The sequence below is a fragment of the Pseudomonas sp. P7779 genome, assembly GCF_013386315.1.
Taxonomy (GTDB): Bacteria; Pseudomonadota; Gammaproteobacteria; order Pseudomonadales; family Pseudomonadaceae; genus Aquipseudomonas.
Map to the genome: position 1 here is coordinate 81,634 of NZ_JACARZ010000026.1, position 23,849 is coordinate 105,482.

14 protein-coding genes and 2 pseudogenes are annotated in these 23,849 nt (G+C 62.2%); 10 read left to right on the forward strand and 6 right to left on the reverse strand.

The window, feature by feature from the left end; genetic code table 11:
* Positions 1-120: 120 nt before the first annotated feature.
* From HX869_RS09710 to HX869_RS09720, 3 genes are all read left to right on the forward strand, one after another.
* On the forward strand, positions 121-1,149 hold the full coding sequence (locus HX869_RS09710; RefSeq protein WP_178903018.1) for a hypothetical protein: 1,029 nt from the start codon (positions 121-123) through the stop codon (positions 1,147-1,149).
* On the forward strand, positions 1,150-1,704 hold the full coding sequence (locus HX869_RS09715) for a nucleotidyltransferase family protein (RefSeq protein ID WP_178903019.1): 555 nt from the start codon (positions 1,150-1,152) through the stop codon (positions 1,702-1,704). It abuts the gene before it with no gap.
* Between the two features lie 111 nt (positions 1,705-1,815).
* The gene (locus HX869_RS09720) at positions 1,816-3,273 is read left to right on the forward strand and encodes a glycosyltransferase family 39 protein (RefSeq protein ID WP_178903020.1); all 1,458 of its coding nucleotides are present in this window, start codon (positions 1,816-1,818) and stop codon (positions 3,271-3,273) included.
* Positions 3,274-3,279: 6 nt separating this feature from the next.
* Here HX869_RS09720 and HX869_RS09725 read toward each other — a convergent pair whose 3' ends face one another.
* Positions 3,280-4,503 (reverse strand): OprD family porin, encoded by a 1,224-nt coding sequence (locus HX869_RS09725; protein ID WP_178903021.1) that lies wholly within the window; start codon positions 4,501-4,503, stop codon positions 3,280-3,282.
* Between the two features lie 172 nt (positions 4,504-4,675).
* Here HX869_RS09725 and HX869_RS09730 point away from each other — a divergent pair, with 172 nt between their 5' ends.
* The 6 genes and pseudogenes from HX869_RS09730 to HX869_RS31810 form a co-directional block, all read left to right on the forward strand.
* A complete protein-coding gene (locus HX869_RS09730; RefSeq protein WP_003212270.1) occupies positions 4,676-5,572 on the forward strand; it encodes a LysR family transcriptional regulator in 897 nt (298 codons plus the stop codon).
* A 108-nt stretch (positions 5,573-5,680) separates the two neighbouring features.
* Positions 5,681-7,120, forward strand: a complete 1,440-nt coding sequence (locus HX869_RS09735) for a YfcC family protein (protein WP_178903022.1) — start codon at positions 5,681-5,683, stop codon at positions 7,118-7,120.
* 19 nt (positions 7,121-7,139) lie between these two features.
* Entirely contained in the window at positions 7,140-8,942 is a 1,803-nt protein-coding gene (locus tag HX869_RS09740) for a CocE/NonD family hydrolase (RefSeq protein WP_003212273.1), read from the forward strand.
* A gap of 64 nt (positions 8,943-9,006) precedes the next feature.
* Entirely contained in the window at positions 9,007-14,751 is a 5,745-nt protein-coding gene (locus tag HX869_RS09745; protein ID WP_178903023.1) for a membrane-targeted effector domain-containing toxin, read from the forward strand.
* Between the two features lie 217 nt (positions 14,752-14,968).
* Positions 14,969-16,000 (forward strand): annotated as a pseudogene (locus HX869_RS31805) (methyl-accepting chemotaxis protein); the annotation flags it as partial.
* A 258-nt stretch (positions 16,001-16,258) separates the two neighbouring features.
* Positions 16,259-16,855 (forward strand): annotated as a pseudogene (locus HX869_RS31810) (methyl-accepting chemotaxis protein); the annotation flags it as partial.
* 651 nt (positions 16,856-17,506) lie between these two features.
* Here the strand turns inward: HX869_RS31810 and HX869_RS09755 are convergent.
* Genes HX869_RS09755 through HX869_RS09770 form a run of 4 tightly spaced genes read right to left on the reverse strand, consistent with a single transcriptional unit; the run spans position 17,507 to position 21,649 of the window.
* Positions 17,507-17,875 carry a glyoxalase superfamily protein gene (locus HX869_RS09755; protein WP_087693433.1) on the reverse strand — a complete coding sequence of 123 codons (369 nt, stop codon included), beginning with the start codon at positions 17,873-17,875 and terminating at the stop codon, positions 17,507-17,509.
* A 29-nt stretch (positions 17,876-17,904) separates the two neighbouring features.
* On the reverse strand, positions 17,905-19,368 hold the full coding sequence (locus HX869_RS09760; RefSeq protein ID WP_008436702.1) for an amidohydrolase family protein: 1,464 nt from the start codon (positions 19,366-19,368) through the stop codon (positions 17,905-17,907).
* Between the two features lies 1 nt (position 19,369).
* Complete coding sequence (locus HX869_RS09765) at positions 19,370-20,230, reverse strand: MurR/RpiR family transcriptional regulator (protein ID WP_003212283.1); 861 nt, start codon at positions 20,228-20,230, stop codon at positions 19,370-19,372.
* A 15-nt stretch (positions 20,231-20,245) separates the two neighbouring features.
* Positions 20,246-21,649 (reverse strand): gluconate:H+ symporter, encoded by a 1,404-nt coding sequence (locus HX869_RS09770; RefSeq protein ID WP_017478510.1) that lies wholly within the window; start codon positions 21,647-21,649, stop codon positions 20,246-20,248.
* Between the two features lie 193 nt (positions 21,650-21,842).
* Between HX869_RS09770 and HX869_RS09775 the strand changes: the two genes are divergently transcribed.
* Complete coding sequence (locus tag HX869_RS09775) at positions 21,843-22,235, forward strand: lysozyme inhibitor LprI family protein (RefSeq protein ID WP_003212286.1); 393 nt, start codon at positions 21,843-21,845, stop codon at positions 22,233-22,235.
* A gap of 132 nt (positions 22,236-22,367) precedes the next feature.
* Here the strand turns inward: HX869_RS09775 and HX869_RS09780 are convergent, their stop codons facing one another.
* Complete coding sequence (locus HX869_RS09780) at positions 22,368-23,813, reverse strand: SulP family inorganic anion transporter (protein WP_177021606.1); 1,446 nt, start codon at positions 23,811-23,813, stop codon at positions 22,368-22,370.
* Positions 23,814-23,849: the final 36 nt, after the last annotated feature.

Sequence of the window (23,849 nt, forward strand, 5' to 3'; positions counted from 1 at the left end):
TCCCGCGAGAATGGGTAACACCGACAAGGTCAGGGAGTCGTAATAGAAGGCGCCGTGATATTTTGAGCGCAACTTTTCAACTTGGCTCCCTTCTATCAGACAACCGGAAGTCCGATATCCATGCTCAAGCCCTCTCTATTTCTGGCCCTCGCCACCCTCTCCACCCTCGCCAACGCCGACCTCGCAGGCGTCTGGCAGGGCATTCTCGGCAAGACGCCAATCACCGCATGCTTCAACGCCTCGCCCAATACAGGCGGCAGTTACTACTACCAGCGCTTCCTGACACCGATCCAGCTCACCCAGGAAACACCCGATGCTCCCTGGGCCGAAGAAGGCAACAGCGGCGTCTGGCAATTGGAGGCGCCACAGGGCGATTCCCTGAAAGGTTCCTGGAGTAAGACCAAGGGCAGCAATCCACTGCCCCTGGCATTGCAGCGCATGGCAACGCCGCCCGAAGGTTGTGCCAGCGATGCGTATAACGCCCCCATGGAAGCTGCGCCCCTACCGGTCAAGACGCAGAAGCAATCCTTCGCCGGGCACAGCTACCAGATAAAGACTCAAGGCGCCCAGGTCACGCTCAAGCTTGAGGGCGACAGCCCGGAAATTCAGAAAATCAACCGGCAGTTGGCAAGCCTGGCCGTCAGCGCTGAGGATCAAGCCAATTACTTCAGCGAACGACGGGAATACCTTGGACGCAACGGTGCGGCCTATACCAGCGAAATCAGCGTCGAACCCACGTACTGGTCATCCCAGTGGATCACTGTCAGGTTTTACCGATGGGCCGCCGGCACGGGCGCCAGGGGTATCAGTTGGGGGCTGCATTCCTGGAACCTGCAAACCGGCGAAAGCGTTGACCCATGGACTTGGCTCGGCGGGCATCAGGAATGGTATGACGCTTACTCCGGCCATCTGAAACTGCCCGCCAACTTCAGCGCATGGCTGGAGAAGCAAACCACCACCGATGAAGGCTGCCCGGCGGTCACCAGTTACTCGAGCTTCGACCTGACCTTCGACACTCAAGGCATGAAGCTGTCGACACCGGCCAATGGCGACGGTTGCGACAATGACCTGAGCTTCACTTGGGAGCAGTTGGAGCCTGTTTTGTCAGCCAAGGGCAAGGCCGCACTTGCCAGTCTGAAGACACCTTGAATGCGTGAGCATCGCACGACGGTTCAGACACTGATCAGCAGCGACCCTTTACGCTGGCACCTACTGGCCGTCGTCCGCTCCCTCGCCCTCCCCGACTGCTGGATCGGCGCCGGCTTCGTACGCAACGCGGTATGGGATCACCTGCACGGTCGCCCACTGTCTCCACTGACCGGTGACGTCGACGTACTGTGGTTCGACGCCACCTGCACCAGCCCCGACGAAGACCGCCGCTTCGAAGCCCTCTTACACGCAGCCGAACCCTCCATCGACTGGTCCGTCAAAAACCAGGCCCGCATGCACCTGCGAAACGGCGATGCACCTTACCGCAACGCCAGCGACGCCATGCGCTTCTGGCCCGAAACCGCCACCGCAGTAGCCGTCAGAAGAACCGCAGTGGACGTATGCGAAGTTTCAGCCCCTCTCGGCCTGGCGGACCTGTTCAATCTCCAACTCAAACCCACGCCCCGCGTCACCCAGGAAAAACACGCCATCTACCAACAACGCATCACCTCCAAAGGCTGGCTAACCCGCTGGCCACTGCTGAAACAACCCTAACCCTACAAAAACCTCACATTCATTCACGAATTATTAAGAATCGCCCTCGTATACTCGCCGATCGCCCGGGCCGTTCCCCCGAACGGCCCCCTGCCCCGGTAGCCAGAATCCATGACGCGTTCCGCTCCTCTGCTGCTCCTGCTCGCTGCGCTGTTGTTTTTCTTTGCCCTTGGCAATCACGAGTTGCAAGGCTCGACCGAGGCCCGTGTGGCCGGGATCGCCATGGCCATGCACCTGGATAACGATTGGGTGGTGCCGCGACTGTTCCGTGAACCCTTCCTGGAGAAACCGCCGCTGAGCCTGTGGCTCGACGCCGGCGCGATCCGGCTGTTTGGCGGTACCACTTGGGCAGTGCGTCTGGCGTCGGCGTTTGCCGGGCTGTTCAGTGTGATGCTGCTGTACGGGATGCTGCGCAAGTTTGGCCGGCCCAAGACCCTGGCGTTTGTCGCGGGCCTGATGCTGGCGACCATGGCCAGTTACTGGAGCAACGTGCGCGGTGTGGGTGAGGATTCGCTGCTCACCCTCGGGGTCACCATGGCTCTGCTGGCGTTCTATCAGGCCGCTCGGCCCGCGTCGGAGCGTGACAGTTCCAACCTGGGCACCTGGTTGCTGTTCACCCTCGGGATGGTCATCGCCACCTTGAGCAAAGGGGTTCTGGGCCTGGCCATGCCGGGCGTGGTGATCTTCGTCTATCTGGCCAGTACCAGCCTGATGGATAAACGCTTCAAGCTCGGCGATTGGATCAAGCCCGGGCTGTTCACGCTGCTGGCGCTGGTGCCGCTGATGATCTGGCTGGGTTTCCTCTACCAGCGCGACGGGTTGCAGGGGGTACGTGAAGTGCTGCTGACCAACAGCGTCGGGCGCTTCAGCGGTTCGTTTGTCGAAGCCGGCCACTACGAGCCGTTCTATTACTACATCGTCAAACTGCCCGAAGCCTTTTTGCCCTGGAATATCCTGGTGTACCTGGGGCTGTGGCACTTCCGCAAGAGCCTGGTGCGCAACCGCTACCGGCTGTTTTTCAGCATATGGCTGGTGGCGCAGTTCACCCTGCTGACGTTCGCCTCCAGCAAGCGCACGGTTTATCTGATGGCCTTGACGCCCGCCGCGGCAGTGCTGGCCGCCGAGTATGGCGGCGTGCTGCTGGGCTGGCTGAAAAGTCGTGGGCAGGTTTCACACGTTGCCGAACACGTTTATGAAAACCGGCGGGGGCTGTTAGGTGGCTTCTTCACCGTGGTGGTGGCCTGCTACCTGATTGCGGCTTTCTGGTTCGCGCCCAAGGCCGATGTGCGCCAGTCGTTTGTGCCGGTAATCAGCCAGATCCATGCGATGCAGGCGCAAGGCAAGGAAGTGGTGCTGTATCAGGCCAACGAGCGGATCGCCGGCGCCGGGGTGTTCTACATGCAGGCCTATTTGACGATTCTGCAGACGCCGGAGGAACTCAAAAGTTACCTCGCCGCCAAGCCCGGCAACGTGGCCTTGGTGGACAATACTGACCGGCTGAACGTCCCGGTGAGGGTGGTCAAGGAGATGGCGATCAACCGTCAGCCGTACTATTTCGTCGAGCAGTAGGGCCTGTCACCACAGCGCCAGGTCGTACGTGAGGTAGATCCGGTAGTTGTCACGATCGCTCGCATAGGTCGAGCGATACGTGGCCTTGCGCAACTCGATGCCTACGCCTTTGAAGGTGCTGTCCTGGATCACGTAGCGCAGATTGGTGTCCGACTCCCACTCACGGGCTTCGCGGCCCTTGAAATCACCGTTCTGGCCCTTGTAGTAACGGGTCATGAAGGTCAGGCCCGGCAGCACGGCGGCAAAGTCGTAGTCATAACGCAGCATCCAGGTTTGCTCACCGGCCTGGATGAATTTGCCGACACCTGCGTTGCTGAAGGAATACACCGTCGACACGCTGGCGTAGGGCAACGCGGTATTGCCGGTGACTTTCTGATAACCCACGCCCAGCGCCTGCGGCCCTAGCCGGTAGGTGAACAACCCGCTGAACATGTCGCTGTCGACCTTGCCGTTGCGTGCCTCGCCCGCTTGGTTGCTGATGAAGTAACGCAAGTCGCTGGTCAGGCTGCCGGCACCCACTGGCTGTTTATGCACCAGGCCAAAGAACTGCTGGCGATAGAATTCACGCATTTCGCCGTAGTACCAGGTACCGCTTAGCTTGGGCGTGAAGGCATAGGTGGCGCCGGCAAAATCAAAGTCGCTGCCCTTTTTGCCGCTGTAGCCCTGGGGATATATATCCACGCTGTCAGTAGAGTTTCGCAGCTTGAACTTGTCCAGATGCCCGGCGTGCACGTACAGGTTACGGACGCCGCTGTACTCGACTTGAGTGCCCTGGAATGTTTGTGGCAACAGCCGGCCATCGTTGTACACCAGCACTGGAATCTTCGGCAGCAGCGTGCCGGTTTTCACCACGGCTTCGCCGATGCGCATCTTGGCGGTCACGCCCAGGCTGGAGAATTCGCTGGCCGCGCGGCCATCGTCGTGCACCGGCAACAGCCCGGTGCCGGCATGGGCGCGGCTGGAGTCGAGCCTGATCCCCGACAACCCCAGCGCATCCAGGCCGAAACCCACCGTGCCTTCGGTATAACCCGATTGCAGGTTGAGCAAAAAGCCCTGGGCCCACTCCTTGCGGTCCTCGCCGCCGTCGCGGTAACCGTCGTTGAAATAGTAATTGCGCAAGGTCAATTTGCCGTGGGAATCCTCCCAGAAACCCTGGGCCATCAGTGCCGGTGACAGGCTCGCCAGCAAGCCCGTGCACACCACTCCTCCCCTCGTGAAAAGCTCACGCATAACCGTCTCCCGAATGCCGTATTGTGATTTTTTATGGGCAGTTGCTGCCTGCGACACGCTGGACGGCGCCTCGCATTGCGGCGGACACTAACGGCTCCTCGAACGCCCGGCAACGTTATGCGAGAAGCGCATCAGGCTATGCGCAAAGCCCTCAAACCACAGGAAAATCACGGTGAATCTCAAGCAGCTCGAAGCCTTCAAGGCGATCATGTCCACCGGTTCGACCATCGGTGCGGCGACCCGCATGGGCCTGTCGCAATCCGCGGTCAGCCGGTTGTTGAGCCAGTTGGAAGAAGCATTGGGTTTCGCGTTGTTCCTGCGCAAAAAAGGCCGCTTGATGGCGACCCCGGAGGCTGAAGAACTGCTCGCCGAAGTGGCCGGCCTGGTCGACGGCATGCAGCGTATCCAGCGCCTGGCAGATGAGATGCGCGTGGGCCGTTCGCGCAAGAGCCTGATCAAGGTCGGGGTGCCCACCAGCATGACCCAGGAGCTGCTGCCGCGGATCGTCGCCGAGTTTCTCAAGGGCCGGGAAGACATCGTGGTCGAGCTGCTGACCGGTTCCTACGACATGATCGAACGGGCCGTGCTCGACCGTTCCGCCGACCTAGGTTTTGTGCGCTTGCCTACCGAGATTCCCGACTTCGAGATTGAACCGGTGCTGGAAACCGAAGGCGTGTGCGTGATGCCCGCTGACCATCCGCTGACCCGCCACGCCTGCATCGAAGTGCAGCACTTGCGGGACGTGCCGCTGGTAATGCTGGGCCGGCAACGGGCCCTGCGGGCGGAGTTGAACCAGGTGTTTCGCGCAGCCAACCTGACGCCACAGGTGCGGGTGGAAGTGCACTCGGTGGGCGCCGCGTGCAGCTTTGTCGCCGAGGGGCTGGGGGTGTCGATCGTCAATGGTTTGCTGGCCAGCCACTTCATGCATTTGCCGATTGTGGTCCGCCCGTTTCGACCGGCATTGCCCTATGCATTCGGCCTGGCGTTTCGCGCGGATGAACCCAGGTCCAAGGTGGTGACGGCGTTTGCCGAGCACCTCAAGCACCGCCTGGCCGCACAAAACGCATAGCCCAACCCAGCCCGCGCATAACGTTGTCGCCGTTAAAACTTTGCCCTAGTGTCCGCTCCACAAGTGTCACCCGACACAACAATAACAGCGCACACCGGGGCAACCAGCATGACCGAACCGCAGATCGTCCGTACCCACTCGCCCACTGAAACGCCGGTGGAAAAACCCGCGCAGCGCAAGCAGATCAACCCGGCCATCATTCTGTTGAGCATCGTGCTGCTGGCTGTCGCCTTCACCTACGCGGTGAACTCGGGCAAGTTCCAGCGCCAGAACGGCCTGGTGGTTCCGGGCTCCTATCAGGTGCTGGAAAAGCACGACTCCCTGGGCCAACTGTTCTCCCTCGAACCGCGCAAGGCCAGCGATACGGTCGCTCGCCCGGTATCGTTGGTCGAGGGCTTCATGGCCATTCCCCAAGGCATCGAAAAACGCGCTGCGCTGATTTTCATGGTGCTGTTCATCGGTGGGATGTTCGGCGTGTTGAACAAGGCCGGCGTGATTGATGCCGGTCTTGAACGCCTGCTGGGGCTGACCCGGGGCAATATCTACGTGCTGGTGCCCAGCCTGATGCTGGTGTTTTCCGCCGGCAGCACCTTCATGGGCCTGGCCAAGGAATTCATCCTGATCGTGCCGTTGATGGTGGCCATGGCCAACCGCCTGGGGCTGTCGAACCTGATCGGCCTGGCCATCGTGACCATCTCGGTGAAGATCGGCTACCTGGCCTCCATCTCCAACCCGGTGGCGCTGTCCGTGGCACAGCCGATGGTGGGGCTGCCGATTTTCAGCGGCCTGAGCATGCGCGTCCTGGCCTACTGCACGTTCCTGCTGGTGGGCATCGCGTTCGTACTGTGGAGTATCCGCAAGCACGGGTTTGATGCCAGCGCGCAGATCACCTTCAAACGCAAACCGCTGCCCCTGCGCCACCTGCTGAACCTGATCGTGCTGGGGGCCGGTATTGGTTTCCTGGTATACGCCTCGAACCGCTGGGAGTGGAAATACCACGAGCTGTCGGCGTTCTACCTGCTGCTGACCGTGGCGTTCAGCGTAATCGCCGGCCTGGGTGCCAGCACCGCCGCCAGCGCCTTTGTCGACGGCATGAAAAAGGTGCTGATCGCCGGTGTGTTGATCGGCCTGGCGACCGCCGTGGAAATCATCCTCAGCACCGGCCAGGTGCTCGACACCATCGTCAACAGCCTCGCCAATCTGGTGGGCGATCATGGCCCGGTGGTCTCGGCCTACGGCATGTTCTTCGCACAACTGGGGCTGGATGTACTGATCCCGTCCACCTCGGGGCAGGCGGCGGTGACCATGCCGATCTTCGGGCCGCTGGGACAGCTCTCCGGCGTCAGCCCGCAAACCACGGTGTTCGCGTTTTTGATGGGCAACGGCCTGACCAACATGATCACCCCGACCTCCAGCGGCCTGTTGGTATTGCTGGCCACCGCCAACGTCGGCTGGGGCCAGTGGGCACGCTACATCCTGCCGCTGTTTCTGATCTATGCGGTGCTGGCGATGGTGTTGTTGGCCATTGCCGTAGGCACCGGGTACTGAACCCATGAGTGTTTTTCCCATGCAAACGTTGCACAACCAGATGATCGCCATGCGCGACGGCATCCACCTGGCCACCGATATCTACTTGCCCCACGGTCCAGGCCCTTTTCCGGTGGTGATCGAACGCACCCCGTACGACAAGAGCAAACCATCGCGCTCGGAAATCCAGCTCGACGGCCAGCATATTTCCCGCGAGCAAATGGCCGCGCGGTTCACGGCCCAGGGCTTTGTCGCGATCTTCCAGGATTGCCGCGGGCGCTATGCCTCCGAAGGCGTGTTCACCAAATACACCGCAGAGGGCGAAGACGGTTGCGACACCCTGGCATGGATCGTCGAGCAGCCGTGGTGCAACGGCAAGATTGGCAGCATGGGCCTGTCCTACGCCGCCCACACGCAACTGGCGATGGCCTGCCTGCATCCGCCGGGCCTCGCCAGCATGGTGCTGGACAGCGGCGGCTTCGCCAACGCCTACCAATGCGGGATTCGCCAGGGCGGCGCGCTGGAGCTCAAGCAGGCCACCTGGGCGTTTCGCCAGGCCAAGGAAAGCCCGGCGGCACTGGCGGATCCGAAGATCCTCGAAGCCCTCGAACAGGAAGACATCCACCAGTGGTTCAAGCGCATGCCGTGGCACGCCGGGCAATCGCCCCTGCGGCATGTGCCGGAGTACGAAGCCTATCTGCTGGAGCAGTGGGCCCAGGGCGACTTCGGCCCGTACTGGCAAGCGCCGGGCATCTACGCCGAGGGGCATTACCACGATCTGCCGGATATCCCGGTGCTGTTCATGTCCAGTTGGTACGACGCCTATGTCAGTTCGACCCTCGCCAACTACGCGGCGTTTTGCGCCGGCAGTACGGCGCAGCATCAGTTGATCATGGGCCCCTGGCTGCATGGTGATCGCAATATCACTCACAGTGGCGATGCGCAATTTGGTGCACCAGCGGCTTTCGACGGGCAGGTGGCGAAAGACTGGTTGAGCTGCCGCCTGGACTGGTTTGAACGCACCCTCAAGGGTTCGCCGCTGCCTGCACCCGCGGCGGTGAAGGTGTTCTTGATGGGCGGTGGCACCGGTGAGCGCGATCAACAGGGGCGCTTGCAACATGGCGGGCACTGGATCGACAGTCATCAATGGCCGCTACCGGATAGCCGGCAACTCACCCTGCACCTCACCGCACAACGCCACCTGCAACCTGAACCACCGACCACCGAGGGCCAGCTCAGCTACTGCGCCGACCCGGCCGATCCGGTGCCGACCATCGGTGGCGCCCTGACCTCCGGCGCGCCGATTTTTGTCGGCGGCGCTTTCGACCAACGCGAGCGGGCGGACTTCTTCGGTACCCGTGGCGACCAGCGCCCCCTGGCCGAGCGCAGCGATGTCTTAAGCTTCCAGACCGAGCCACTCAGCCACGACCTGATCGTCGCAGGCCCGCTGCGCGTGGAGCTGTGGATCGACAGCGATGCGCCCGACACCGACTTCACCGCCAAACTGGTCGATGTCTACCCGGACGGCTACGCCATGAACATCACCGACGGCATCCTGCGGGCCCGCTATCGAAACACCTGGGAGCACCCCACCCTGCTGACCCCGGGTGAGCGGGTCAAGGTGGTGATCGAACCCTTCGCCACCTGCAATCTGTTCCAGCGCGGCCACCGGTTGCGCCTGGACATCGCCAGCAGCAACTTCCCGCGCTTTGACGTCAACCCCAACAGCGGCGAAGCACCCGGCCAGGCAGAACATCCCAGGGTGGCGCGCAACACGCTACACCTGAGTACCGATTGCCCGTCACGCCTGATACTGACCGTGGTCGAGGCCTTGAGTAACTAACTACCGCCATCGATACGCCGAGACTGCGCACCCTCAGGGACCATTGACTCCCTGAGGACCGGCCATGCCCGCCCAGCCCCCGAACACATCACCACTTACCCCGGAACAACTGAACGGCTACCTGCTGCAAATCGGTCATCGTCTACAGATTTTCCCCAACGGCCACGCACCGGCAGCGCAGTCTTCTACCGAGTTGCTGGAGGTGCAGGCATTGCACGCCGCCCTGGCAGAAGAAAGCCGCTGGAGCCTGCAGAGCGCACAAGTGCATTACACCGTCCCCGGCGACTGGGTGATCCAGGGCGAGCCCGGCCGGTTGAACCGCACGCGCATCAGCCAGGCATTGCACAAGAAGCTGGCCGCCCTGGAAATCGAACGGCGGCCCAACGGCCATCTACGCAAGAGCTGGATACTCGACAGCCACCAGCCGATGCTGGAGGCCGAGGCCAGGCTGAAGGTCAAGGATCGCCTGCTCAGCCCCGCCGACCAGCTGCTGGTGACGAATATCGTCAGCGGTCCCGAGCTGCGCCCGGGTATCCATCGCCTGACGTTTCGCTACCGCCAGCAGACCATCGAGTTCGCCGGGGTGTTCGTCCTCACCCGCAGCCAAACACCGGCCACCCACCTGGAAATCGAGGACGGTGATGTGTTGCTGTTCACCCCTTCCCGAGGCCTGGAGGCTTTCACCTCGCTCAAACACCTGGACCGCACGCTGCAGGAGCGCATGAAGCAGTCGGCCTGGCGCCAGGAACTGCTGCAACACTTGCCGCGCCGTTACCAGCACTTGCGCGCGGCGAGTATCTGGCCGCTGGTGCCAGGCCCTATCGACAGCTTCCCGCTGAACGAACACACCTACAACGCCCTGCAGGACAAACAACATCAGGACATCGCGTTTGCCCTTGGCCTGGACGGCCATCCAGCGCCGACAGACGTCGCCAGAATGACCCTCGAACTGGACCAGGCGCTGCGCTGCTCGCCTTGGGACTTGTCCTCGCGCCTGGAACTGCGCGCGCAACAGTTACTGGAAAAACTGCTGCACGAATCCGCTCCCGACTGGTACCGCAGCGCCAATGAGGCTCAGCGCAAAACCCTCGCCGAGCACCTGCGCACCTATGAACACCTCAGCCTGCAAATGCTGGCGCTGCTCGGCCCGGCGGCCTCGCCCGAGGCCATGGCGCGCCTGCAATTGCTTGAGCACCTGGACGACGACCTGGATATCCAGGGCCTGATCCCCGAGCAACTGCAGATCAGCACCGAGCGCACCCTGAAGTCAGGCAACTCGTACAACCAGCACAACAACCTGGTGCAACTGGCGGTACGTGGCTTGCACCGTGGCGATGAACACGCCGGTTCCGAGTTTCTCGAGCACACCCAACTGACCTACGCCCAGCAGCCATTGCCGCCCGAGTTCCAGGACGTCACCCCGGCTTACCTCGCCGAGCTGCTGGCCAAGGTTCAACCAAGCCTGAGCTTCGCCGAAGAACAAAAGCGCGCCCACAGTTTGCCCGCCGTACAGGAAGCCATGCAGCAGATGCTCGACAGCCGCCTGCACGCGCTGGCCTACAGTGCGTCGTTGCAAAACCATATCAGCGCGGACGACTACGCACTGCTGCAGACCCTGAGTGAAGGTCCATCGCCCACACTCACTGCCTGCTGCCTGTTCCTGCACAAGGCTCCGCTCAAGGACCTGTGGGTGCTGCGCCAGACCGATGCAACGGGCGCGGTCAAACGCTTGCTGCTGTGCACGCCTCACGCGCCACGCGCCGAACAGTTCCAGGCCTTTGGCAGCGAGCGGGAATTGCAGGCGCATATCCTCGGCTGGAGCCAGGAGATAGCGTCCGCTCCCGGTTCGCGCAGCATGAAAGACTACCTGCTTGAACAGTTGGTCAGCCGGATCCGGCCCAAATACAGCGCGATGCTTTCCGCCCTGGGTTTTACCCCGGCCAGCCTTGAGTATTTGATGATCAGTTTCGGCGCGCCCTCCACCTATGAGGCCTGCCTGGTGGAAATGAGCACCACGACGCTGGCCATGCAGGCCGATGAATACCTGTATCAGATGCCCAAGTGGCTGAGCCAGGCATCGGCAGCCGACCGACAGAAACTCGCCGATCTCAAGGAACAGGCACTGGGCGCGGCACAGGCCTACGCCGCAAGCCCGGGTAGCCCACAACAGTTTCCCGACTTCGACAGTTACTTGCACAAGGCGGCAAAAGCCGCCCTCAACCAACTGCTCGGCAACCCGATCCCGGCGGTAGACCCAAATCTCGTGGGCGTGATCACCCCGCGCGAACGCGTCAGCTACACCACGCTGTACCGCAATGGCTACGACGCCAGCCTGGGCTTTATCAACCCCGACGCCAGCACCACCGCGCAGTTCAAGGGACCGCCCGGCGTCGACCTGAGTCGACTCACCGCGCAAACGGTGAGCAACTCGGTCAGAGGCACCTGGATCGGTGACCGCTATGTCGCCGAGGTCGAGAAAACCCTGTTGGACCCGCAAGGCCCCCACTATGCATGGCGCCGCAACATGGCCCTGGAGGTTGCCCAACTGCACATGCACGTCGCTGCGCTTGAGTGCTGCCTGCAAGGCTGCCTGGCAACAAGCGACCTGGCCTGGCTGGAAAAAAGCATCGACAGCCTGGCCGATAACAGCGATGCCGTGCGCAATCGGTATCGGCTCTATCCCCTGCACATCAGCGGGCAAGTGATCGATGGCTGCTACCTGTTCCACCACGCCAACGACCTGCCCCTGCTCTACACCCCGCACGTACCGGATGGCATCGCCTTCAGGCCGCAACGGGAATTCAACGAACGCCTGAAAAACCTTGAAGGCATGGACACCTACTACATCAGCCGGGTCGCCAGCGTTGAGCGCGCGGCGTTCGAGCCGAGGTTGCATGCGTTGGTGGCCGGCCTGCCGGCACAGCTCAAGGGGCTGTATTCCAAGCCGGTGTTCGACGAAGTGCCTCGCACCGCACTGCCGCTGAAGAACCTGCATTACCACACCTACGACAAAAAGCTGCGTCACCGTATCGACGAAGTCAAAAGCACCACCACCGGGCGCTTGCAGATGATCATGGAACTGGTCAGCGTCATCGGCGAAATCACCATTGCCGTGCTGACCGCGCCCTTCCCGGCACTGAGCCTGGCCTTGGGCGGCTTGCTGGTGTTCAAGGATTCGATGCTCGCCCTGCATGCCTACAGCCGCAACGACACCGCCGCCGCGCTGGGACACTATCTGGGTGCGCTGCTCAATGCCGGCGGGACGTTGTTGACCGACCTGCGACCCCTGCTGTTCGCCCCCGTCAAGCTCGCACGTCCGCCGTTGCGCCACGTTGCCCGGGTGCCCAAGGACCAACAGGCCATGACCTTGATCAAACAACTGCAACCGCAACCCCCATTGCCCCAGGGCATGCAGCCCGTGCTGTTTGCCGGCGACAGCCTGTGGGCCTCGCACACCCCGGACAGCCTGGGGCGATTCCTGTTGTTTCGCTACGACAACACCAGCGGGCAATTGCGCTCCACCGGCAAGCTGGTGAACCAGACGGTGGACGGCCAGTGGCAGCGCTCCGGTGTCATCGGTGGCATGCCTGGCCCTGAAAGACTCGGCCAGCCCTATGAGTTGTCGGAAAAGTTTCGTCGCGACGTATCGGCTGTCATCGCACCCGAGGACCGGTCGGCGCTGTTCCTGCAGATCGCCTACCTGGATCGAGACCTCAATACCCACAGCATCTGGATCTCGCGTCGGCAACTCGCCCCGGCACTCAAACAGCACCTGGACAATGTCAGGGCCCTGACGGATGACGCCGACGCGTTTTTTGCACGGTTGCCCGCCGTGGTTCCCCGGGCCGAAACCCTGAACCCGGCGCCAGACATTGCCCTGCGTGATTTGCTCAAGCTGCTGATCGATGACGCGCACCACCTGGTAGTGGGCGAGGCACCGTTTTCCACCGCAGCTAAACAGGTGCTGATCGAAAACATGCAATACCTGCGCGAACTGAACGTGACGGTTCTCTATATCGAGCCGCTGTGGCGCGACATTCATCACCTGAAAACCCACTCACGGTTTTCCAGTGGTTTCTCCAAACGGGCCGAGGGCCAGCTCAAATCCATCGACAAGGAAAATTACCGCGACCCCGACGGGTTGCACGGCCACTGGATGCTGGTAAACACCGCGCAACAGCACGGAATTGAGGTCAGACCGTTGAACGCCTCAAGCTCCTACGACCTGGAAAACACCCTGTGCCTGCTTGATTCACGCCCGGCCCCGATTCGCGCCAACCGGCTGACCAACTTTTACTCCCACACCCTCATCAACGACGACCAGGCGAAAAAACCGGGCGAACGCTGGATAGCGTTGGTTGATCAAAAACGCATGAGCACCTATCGCGGCACGCCGGGCCTGGCCGACCTGCAAAAGAGCATTGCCCTGCGGGTCGATGATGCGTTCGACCAACCCACCCAGGTCATCGCGGATGTGGCCGGCGGCATTCCCGGCGATGCCCTGGCCAAGGGCGACCTGAAGCTCTCGTTGCACACGGCAAGCCAACCGGCACCGCGCCCGGGCCCCTCGGTGGAACGCTCACACTCGCTACGGCCAACGCGCCCTCTGCCTGTTGAGGCGCCGCGCCACTTCAGCACCTTTGACCTGCCACATGAACACCTGAGCCTGATCAGCGAAGAAATCACCTTGCCGATGGGCACGCGTGAAGCGCTCTTCGCCACCGCCTACAGGGAAACCGCCAGCAGCCGTCGCGCGGCGCAAACCACGTTCGACCAGACTCGCAAAAAACTTCAGGATCAGGCCCAGGCGTTTTTTACCGAACACACACCGCCTGCGCGGGGAGCACTGCCTGCGGTCGACCCGGCCCTGGATGAGGCGAAGTTTATCGATCAACTGCTGGACACCGCCGATGGCCTGGTCGTCGGCGAAGCCCACGCCGGTACGTCGAGCAAAGGCTTCCTCAGCCGGCACATGGAATATCTGAAAGGCCAGCGCGAAGTAAAAACCCTGTACATGGAGCAACTCACCACCGAGCTGCATCAGGCCGACCTGGATATCGTCCACAGCCTGGGCTTTATGCCCGATGAGCTGTGGAGCTACCTCAACGCATTGGACAAAGGCCACGGCGTACCGGCCGACAGCCCCTACAGTTTTGTCAGCCTGGTGCAGGTGGCGATGAAGCATAACGTGCGGATCCGCGCGCTCGACTGTGTCGCCAGCCTGCGGGTGGACGGCATGACCGCCTCCAGGACATCAATGTTCAACTACTTTGCGACCCAGGTGATCCGCGCCGATCAGCTTCAACAGGGGCCGCACAAGTGGGTCGCGCTGGTGGGCGAAACCCACGCCAATACCCATCGCGGCGTGCCGGGCATTGCCGAGCTCAACAACGGCATCAGTCTGCTGCTGGACGATGTGCCTCCCGGCTCGGCCAGCGGCTTTGTGCGTGAGCCCGCCAGCGTCCAGGCGCTGCCGCGCGAGCAGCAATGGCCACTGGTGCGCTACGACTTCAAGAAAAACGTCGAAGTCGCCGGTGCGCCATTGCCGCTACCTGCCACGCCCGCACCACCCCTCAGCCTCGAACAACGCCTGCGGCGCAAAGGCGACTACCTGCTTCAGCGCACCCTGGACGACGGGTTGGAGATGGTCCATAAAAACCGCGACGGCGTACTGGTCCACACCGCGTTGCAGCAGGATGCCAGGGGGCACTTCGTCAATCGCTGGAACCTGGATGACCGCCGTTTCAGCAGCAGGGAAGCGTTGATCGACATCATCACCACCAGCAAAAGAATGCGCCAAGTCCACTGATCCTCGCACCGCCCTCTGCATGAGGGCGGTGCGACCGCTCGTCGCTCACGTTCCATAAATCCTGCCCTCACGAAAAAACCGTTTCAGCTCTCGCCAGGGCTGCCGATACCTCCTGACTACCCATCGGCTGGTCGCTACTTCCAGCAACCGGATGTACCCGCAAATCTGTTCCTGGAGGAATGCGATGAATAGTTGGTTCGGCAACATCAGCGTCAATATGAAACTGGGCCTGGGCTTCGGCCTGGTACTGGTCCTCACCTCGATCCTCGCGCTCACCGGCTGGACCAGCCTGGGCGGCCTGATCGACCGCAGCAACTGGATGAGCGACATCACCCAGCTCAACGCTTCGCTGACCAAACTGCGCATCGTGCGCCTGCAATACATGTTGGCCAACGGCGACGAAGCCGTGGCGCAAAACGTGCAGACCAACCTCGACAGTTTTGTGGCCCAGCAACAGAAGCTGCTGGACAGCTTCAAGAGCCCGGACAACCTCAAGCTGCTCAATGAGCAAAAAGCGATCATCACCGCTTACCAGCAGTCCTTGAACAAAATGCGCGAGGCCTATCGCAACGGTAACGCCGCGCGCCAGGTCATGGGCGACAAGGCTGACATCGCCAATGCGCAGATCAGTGCCCTGGACGCCAGCGTGCGCCAGATGCCCGAGAGCACCGAGCGCTTTGCCCAGTTCGAGGCCGTGACCAGCGCCAAGGAACAGTTCCAGTTGGCCCGCTACGAAGTGCGCGGCTACACCGGCAACGTCAACGCCGAGACTGAAGCCCGCGCCGCCGCGCAGATCGAGAAAGCCATCGACGGTCTGAAAGGCCTGCACGCCGCGTTTGGCGCCAGCCAACAGCCTGCACTGACGGCCCTGGAAACCGCCCTCGGCGCCTATCGCAGCGCGGTGCAGAACTACAAGGCGGCCAACGCCAACATCGTCTCGGCCCGGGCAGAAATGACCACCCAGGGCACCGACATTGTCACCATCAGCGACAAGCTGTACGACATCCAGCTGCAACGTCGTGACGCCGAAAGCGCCCAGGCCCGCAGCCTGCAACTGATCAGCACATTGCTGGCCTTGCTGGTGGGCATCGTGGCGGCCGTGATCATCACCCGCCAGATCACCCGCCCACTGCGCGAGACCCTCGCCGTGGTGGAGCGCATCGCTTCCGGCGACCTGAGCCACAACATCCAGGTGACCCGCCGCGACGAACTCGGCGTGTTGCAGCAAGGCATCCAGCGCATGGGCACCACCCTGCGTGAACTGATCAGCGGCATCCGCGACGGCGTGACCCAGATCGCCAGCGCCGCCGAAGAGCTGTCGGCCGTGACCGAACAGACCAGTGCCGGGGTCAACAGCCAGAAGATCGAGACCGATCAAGTGGCCACCGCCATGCACGAAATGACTGCCACCGTGCAGGAAGTCGCACGCAACGCCGAACAAGCGTCCCAGGCTGCCTCGGCCGCCGACGGTGAAGCCCGTGCCGGTGACAAGGTGGTGGCCGAAGCCATCGCCCAGATCGAACGTCTGGCTGCCGAAGTGGCACGCTCCACCGACGCCATGACGCACCTGCAACAAGAGAGCAACAAGATCGGCAGCGTGATGGACGTGATCAAGGCCGTGGCCGAGCAGACCAACCTGCTGGCGCTCAACGCCGCCATCGAAGCAGCGCGTGCCGGTGAAGCCGGTCGGGGTTTTGCGGTGGTCGCCGATGAGGTGCGCGGCCTGGCCCAGCGCACCCAGAAATCCACTGAAGAAATCGAAGGCCTGGTGGCCGGTTTGCAGAACGGCACCCAGCAAGTGGCCGCCGTGATGAACAACAGCCGCAGCCTCACCGACAGCAGCGTCGAACTGACGCGCAAGGCCGGTGTGTCACTGGAAAACATCACCCGTACGGTGTCGAATATCCAGTCGATGAACCAGCAGATCGCCGCAGCCGCCGAGCAGCAGAGTGCCGTGGCGGAAGAGATCAGCCGCAGTATCGTGAATGTGCGGGACGTGTCGGAGCAGACGGCAGCGGCCAGTGACGAGACGGCCAAGTCGAGTGTGGAACTGGCGCGTTTGGGCGGGCAGTTGCAACAGATGGTCAGCCATTTCCGGGTGTAAATCCCAGGTACAAAAAAGCCGCCCCGGTCGAAACCGGGGCGGCCCACTTCTCAGACCTTAACGGTCATCAAAGCTGTCCCGCAGGAATTTCCACACGTGATAAACACGCAGGGAGTTCACTACGAGGTCCCACGTACGTCGTGCAAACTTGGACATACTCGGCCCTCCATCAGTTGGGCCTACCTCCAGCGCACTTACCGGAACACGTGAGCCTTCGGACGCAGGTCAATGCTTCCAGTGAGGCGGCCGGGCTTTGGGTCCTCCCGCATGAATCCGGCACGGATTACTAGCCCGTGGCGTTCGGTCCATAAATTCGCGCGCGTACCCAGCCCACCTACAAACGACATACACAGAACGGGGGCGATACTAACCAACATCCCGCTCAAAGGTGTGACCTGGGAGAACTAATCCACCGGTAACGCTCCAAGAATTTATTGCCAGTTTTTGCAGTCGTCCTTAAATAGCGTAGATCTCAAAGAACTGAAAACACCGAGTGTCACCAGGCCTTGCGTGATGCCTGAACCGACAGTAGTATCCGGTCAGCAGGTCAATGCTTCCGGTGAGGCGCAACCCCAGCCGCGAACTGGGATTGCAATAAAAAACCGCCCTACTAAGGCGGTTTTTTATTGCCTGCGATTTATGCGCGCAGCCTCATCTGCTGACTTCTTCAACAAACACCAACCGGTTCCCCGACGGGTCGCTGATGCTCATCTCGCGGCTGCCCCATGGCGTGTCTTCAATCCCCGGCTTGGCGTTGCGGTAATGCTTGGCCAGCAACTGTTGCTGGTACGCTTCCAACCCTTGAGCCTGAATCCGCACCGCCGCACCTGGCGTGCAATCGCCATGGTGCTCGGACAAGTGCAGCACGCAGTCCCCCAGCGACACCTGCAGGTACAGCGGAAAGTTATCTTCAAACCGGTGCTGCCAATCGACCTTGAACCCCAGGAAATCGACGTAGAACTCCAGGGTTTTGGCCTCGTCGAAACTGCGCAAAATGGGGGTGACTTTTCCTAAGTGCATGGCGATTGCTCCGTGTTTGAGAGCGGCCACTATACGGCCGCAAACCCCTTTCGCAAATCCCCACTGCGCGCCAGGAATCGTCCGGGACGCTGCCCGTTGGCCTGCCCGTCGCTGTAGCTGAGCACGCCGTTGACCCACACACCGTCAATCCCTTCCGCCGCGCGCTGCGGCTCTTTGAAGTCCGCCACATCCCGCACCCGCAACGGATCAAACAGCACCAGATCGGCCCAGTGTCCTTCACGGATTTCACCGCGCTCGGCCAAGCCAAAGCGCGCTGCCGACAAGCCAGTCATCTTGTGCACGGCGGTGTGCAGCGGGAACAAGCCAAGGTCCCGGCTGAAATGCCCCAGTACCCGGGGAAACGCGCCCCACAGACGTGGATGAGGAAACGGATCTTCCGGCAAACCATCCGAGCCAATCATCGACAGCGGATGCGCCAGGATGCGCTGCACGTCGGTCTCGTCCATCCCGTAATACACCGCCCCGGCGGGTTGCAGGCGGCGGGCGGCGTCCATCAGCGGCACCGCCCACTCGGCGGCGATATCCTGCAGATCCCGCCCGCCCATTTCCGGATGCGGCGCAGACCAGGTGATGGTGATGCGAAACGCATCGGTGACTTGCTTGAGGTCCAGGGTCGAAGAGCTGGCCGCATACGGGTAGCAATCGCAGCCCACCGGGTGGGTCTTCGCCGCGTGTTCCAGCGAGGCCAACAACTGCGGACTGCGCCCCCAGTTACCGGCGCCCGCGCACTTGAGGTGGGAAATGATCACCGGCGCCTTGGCATGCCGGCCGATCAGAAAAGCCTCGTCCATCGCCTCCAGCACCGGTTCGAATTCGCTGCGCAAATGGGTGGTGTACACCGCGCCATACGCCGTCAGTTCTTCACTCAACTGCAGCACTTCATCGGTCTCGGCGTTGAAGGCGCTGGCGTATGCAAGCCCGGTGGATAAACCCAGGGCACCGTCCGCCAGACTCTCCTGCAACTGCACGCGCATCGCGGTGATTTCACCCGGCGTGGCGGTACGGTGCAGGTCGTCCATATGGTTGCTGCGCAGCGCGGTGTGGCCGATCAGCGCCGCCACATTGACGGCCGGGTGGGCGTTTTCCACCGCCGCGCGGTAATCGCTGAACCGTGGGTAGGCAAAGGCCTCGGCGGTGCCCAGCAGGTTCATCGGGTCCGGCGGATCAGCCTGCAAGCTCACGGGCGAGGCGCTGATGCCGCAGTTGCCGACAATCACCGTGGTCACGCCCTGGCTCAGCTTGGGCAGCATCTGCGGGTGACGGATCACCACCGTGTCGTCGTGGGTGTGCACGTCGATAAACCCCGGCGCCAATACGCGCCCGGTGGCGTCGATTTCATGCTCGGCGCTGTCCCGGGACAGGTCGCCGATCTTCTCGATACGCCCCTCGTGCACCGCCACATCGGCGACATAGCCGGGGGTGTTGCTGCCATCAATGATCAGCGCCTGGCGGATCAGCGTGTGGTACTTCATCTCAATCTCCAAGCGGCAGGCTGTCAGGGCCGCCGCGATAATCGTCCAGGGCCAGCTTGATCCGTCGCAGGCGTTCCTGGTTGTCGTCCGGCATGGCCAAGGCCAGCTCGGTAGCGAGCACATCGATGGCCAACAGCATTCCGTAGCGCGCCGCCGTTGGCTTGTAGATAAAACTGGTTTCGGCCGGTTGCAGCGGCAGCAGCACGTCGGCCAACTGCGCCAGCGGTGAATCCGGCAGGGTGATGGCGATGATTTTTGCGCCGTAGTTGCGTGCCAGCGCCACCACGCCCAATACCTCCGGGGTGATGCCGGTCAGCGAGCAGACGATCAGCGCATGCTCCGGGCCCAGGGTGGCGGCGGTCACGCGCATCATCACCGGGTCGTGGCAGGCGTTGATCGCGTAGCCCAGGCGCACCAGGCGCACTTGCAACTCGTCGCTGCACAGGCTCGACGGCCCGCCCATGCCGAACGCGTGGATCATCCGCGCATTGCCCAGCAGGCTCACGGCGTCGACAAAACTGCGCTGGTTGAAACCGGACAGGTGCCGGCGCAACGTCGCCTCGATATCGCTGAGAATCTGCCGGTGAAACGCCGACTGCTCCGGCAGGCCCGCCGGGTCGAGGAAACGGCTGCCGACACCGCTGGCCTGGGCCAGTTGCAGGCGCAGGTCACGCAGGTCGCGGCAGCCGACGCTGCGGGCAAAACGCGACAAGGTGGCGGTGCTGACCTCGGCCCGTTGGGACAATTCTTCCAGGCTGGCGGACGCTGCAAAGCCGACATCATCGAGCATCAGCTTGGCGATACGCCCTTCGCCGGCGCTGAAGGAATCCTGGCGGGCGCGGATCTGGTAGAGGATGTCCATCGGTTCGGCTCCGGGTTACAAGATGCAGGACAAACCATAAGTCAGACCGAAGGCGACCACCGAAATCAGGGTCTCCAGCACGGTCCAGGTCTTGAAGGTCTGGATCACCGTCATATTGAAGTATTCCTTGATCAGCCAGAAGCCGCCGTCGTTTACGTGGGAAAAGATTACCGAACCCGCGCCGGTGGCCAGCACCAGCAATTCCGGGTGTGGATAACCCAGGCCCATCGCAACCGGTGCAACCACGCCTGAGGCCGTGGTCATGGCCACGGTGGCCGAGCCGGTGGCGATGCGCATCAGCGCGGCGAACAGCCAGCCCATCACCAGGGGCGACAGGTTGAAGGCGTGGGCCAGGCCGAGGATTTCATTGGTGACCCCGGCGTCCACCAGAATCCGGTTCAAACCACCGCCCGCGCCCACCAGCAAGGTGATGCTGGCGGTCGGTGCCAGGCATTCGTTGGTGAACTTGAGGATCGACTCGCGGTTGAAGCCCTGGGCCAGGCCGAGGGTCCAGAAGCTCACCAAGGTCGCCACCAGCAGCGCAATCACCGAGTTACCGATAAACAACAGGAACTGGTTAAAGGCGGTGCCCGGTGTGGAAATCAGGTTGGCCCAGCCGCCGATCATCATCAGCACCACCGGTAACAGGATGGTGCCCATGGTCAGGGCGAAACTCGGCAGGCGGGTGCGCGGCTCGCGGTCGATGAACTGGCGCTCCAGCGGGTTTTCCGCGGGCAGGTGAATGTGCGGCACGATAAATTTGGCGTACAGCGGGCCGGCAATGATCGCGGTGGGTATGCCGATTAAAATTGCATACAGCACCGTCTGCCCGACCGAGGCGTTATAGGCCAGCACCGCCATCATCGCCGCCGGATGCGGCGGCACCAGCGCATGCACCACCGACAAGCCCGCCACCATCGGCAGGCCGACCATCAGGATCGACACGCCCACCCGCCGCGCCACGGTAAACGCGATCGGCACCAGCAACACAAAACCGACCTCGAAAAACAGCGGCAGCCCCACCAGGAACGCGATACACACCATTGCCCAGTGCGCGTTACGCTCGCCGAACCGGTTGATCAGCGTGCGCGCCACCTGCTCGGCGCCACCGGACTCGGCCATCATCTTGCCGAGCATGGTGCCCAGCGCGACCACCAGCGCAATATGCCCCAGCGTCTTGCCGACGCCCGCCTCGTAGGAGCCCATGATCGTGTCCGCCGGCATCCCGGCCAACAGCGCCAGGCCGATAGACACCAGGGTGATGACGATAAACGGGTTGAGCCGGTAACGCGCGATCAATACGATCAATGCAATGATGGCGATGGCGGCGTAGATCAACAGCCAATACCCCGGTGATGCGGCCATGCGGTACTCCTCGGAAAGGGTCACGTCGAATAGGTTGTGAAAGTCATAAATCATTACCGGGGTGTATTTTCAATTTTTATGAAAGTAATTTTCGCCCACAGACAAGCCCTGTCGCGCAGGGATATGCCCGGGGTCAGTGGATGAAAATTCGGGAGGCGTTCTTACATGAAGATCGCCGGGGCTGGAAACTCAACTGCGCAGGCCGAGTCTTAGACTGCACACCGACTCATGACCAGGAAAACCCAGAATGAATCGTAACCCCCTGCTTGTTCCTTTCGCCGCCGGCGCACTGTTGCTGGCCTTGTGCGGCACGGCCTCGGCCGATGAGAACCCGGCACTGAAAAAATGCATGGACGGTGCCAACACCACCGCCGACATGGTCGATTGCAACGCCAAGGAAACCAAGGTGCAGGACGCGCGCCTGAATACCGCCTACAAAACCGCGATGACCGCGATGGAAGGCAACCGCAAGCAGCAGTTGCAGGACGTCCAGCGCCAGTGGCTCAAGTTTCGCGATGCCAATTGCGGCTTCATCGGCTCGGCCACCGGCGGCACCATTGATCAGGTCAACGGCTCCGGCTGCGTGCTGGACATGACCCAGACCCGCGCCCAGGAACTGGAAAACCTGGTCGGACCATGATGATCGTTCCCACGCTCTGCGTGGGAACGCATCCTGTGACGCTCCGCGTCACGATTTTAAGAGCGGACGCGGAGCGTCCAAAGCGGCGTTCCCACGCAGAGCGTGGGAACGATCATTGCGCTTCAACAACGGTCAGTCGTGCTGCACCCGGGCGCGCTTGAGCAGTTTGCGGCAGCGCTCGGACAGGTGCAGCACCCGCAAATGCTTGCCGGCCTTGGTGTAGCGCTCGCGCAGGGTCATCAACGCAGCAATCGCTGAATAGTCGACGAAGCTCAAGTGACGGCAATCCAGCGTCACCTGGGCCGGGTCGTTGGCCGGATCGAAGCGATTCAAAAACGGCGTGGTCGAGGCAAAAAACAGCGTGCCGTGCACCCGATAGAGTTTGCTGCCGTCCGCTTCCATATGTTCATCCGCGTACAGCTCGCGCGCTTGCTGCCAGGCGAAGTTCAGCGCCGCAATCACAATCCCGCACAGCACCGCCGTCGCCAGGTCGGTGAACACGGTAATCACCGTCACCGCCATGATCACCAGCACGTCGTTGAGCGGCACCTTGTTGATCACCCGCAGGGACGCCCAGGCAAAGGTCTGCTGGGACACCACAAACATCACCCCCACCAGCGCCGCCAGCGGAATGCGCTCGATCAGCGGTGACAGAAACAGAATGAACAACAGGATCATCACCCCGGCAAATACCCCGGAGAAGCGCCCGCGCCCGCCGGAGCTGAGGTTGATCACGGTTTGTCCGATCATCGCGCAGCCGCCCATGCCGCCGAACAGGCCCGAGACCATGTTGGCGGCACCCAAGGCCACGCTTTCGCGGTCCGGGTAGCCGCGGGTTTCGGTGATTTCGTCGGTGAGGTTGAGGGTCAGCAGGGTTTCCAGCAGGCCGACCATGGCCATCAGGATCGCGTAGGGCGCGATGATGTGCAGGGTTTCGAGGGTCCAGGGGATCTGCGGCAGCGCGAAGGTCGGCAGGCCGCCGGCGATGTGGGCCATGTCGCCCAGGGTGCGGGTCGGCAGGCCGAGCAGGTATACCGCCAGGCCCACGCCGAGGATCGCCACCAGGGCTGGCGGTACCGCGCGGGTCAGGCGCGGCAGCAGGTAGACGGTGGCCATGGTTGCCGCGACCAGCCCGGTCATTACGTACAGCGGCGTGCCGCTGAGCCAGGTGTCACCGCTTTTGAAATGCTCCAGCTGCGCCAAGGCAATGATGATCGCCAGGCCGTTGACGAACCCGAGCATCACCGGGTGCGGCACCATGCGCACCAGCTTGCCCAGGCGCAACAGGCCGAAGGCGACCATGATCAACCCGCCCAGTAATACCGTGGCCAACAGATACTGCACGCCGTGCTGCACCACCAGCGCGACGATCACCACCGCCATCGAGCCGGCGGCCCCGGAGACCATGCCAGGCCGGCCGCCGAACAGCGCGGTGAGGGTGCAGATGATGAATGCGCCGTAAAGGCCCATCAGCGGGTTGAGATGAGCCACCAGGGCAAAGGCGATGCATTCGGGCAGCAAGGCAAAAGACGTGGTGAGTCCGGCCAGGGCGTCGGCGCGCAGACGGGTGAGGTTCATTGAAGTACCGGGGAGTTGCGGGGGATAAGGCTGGGG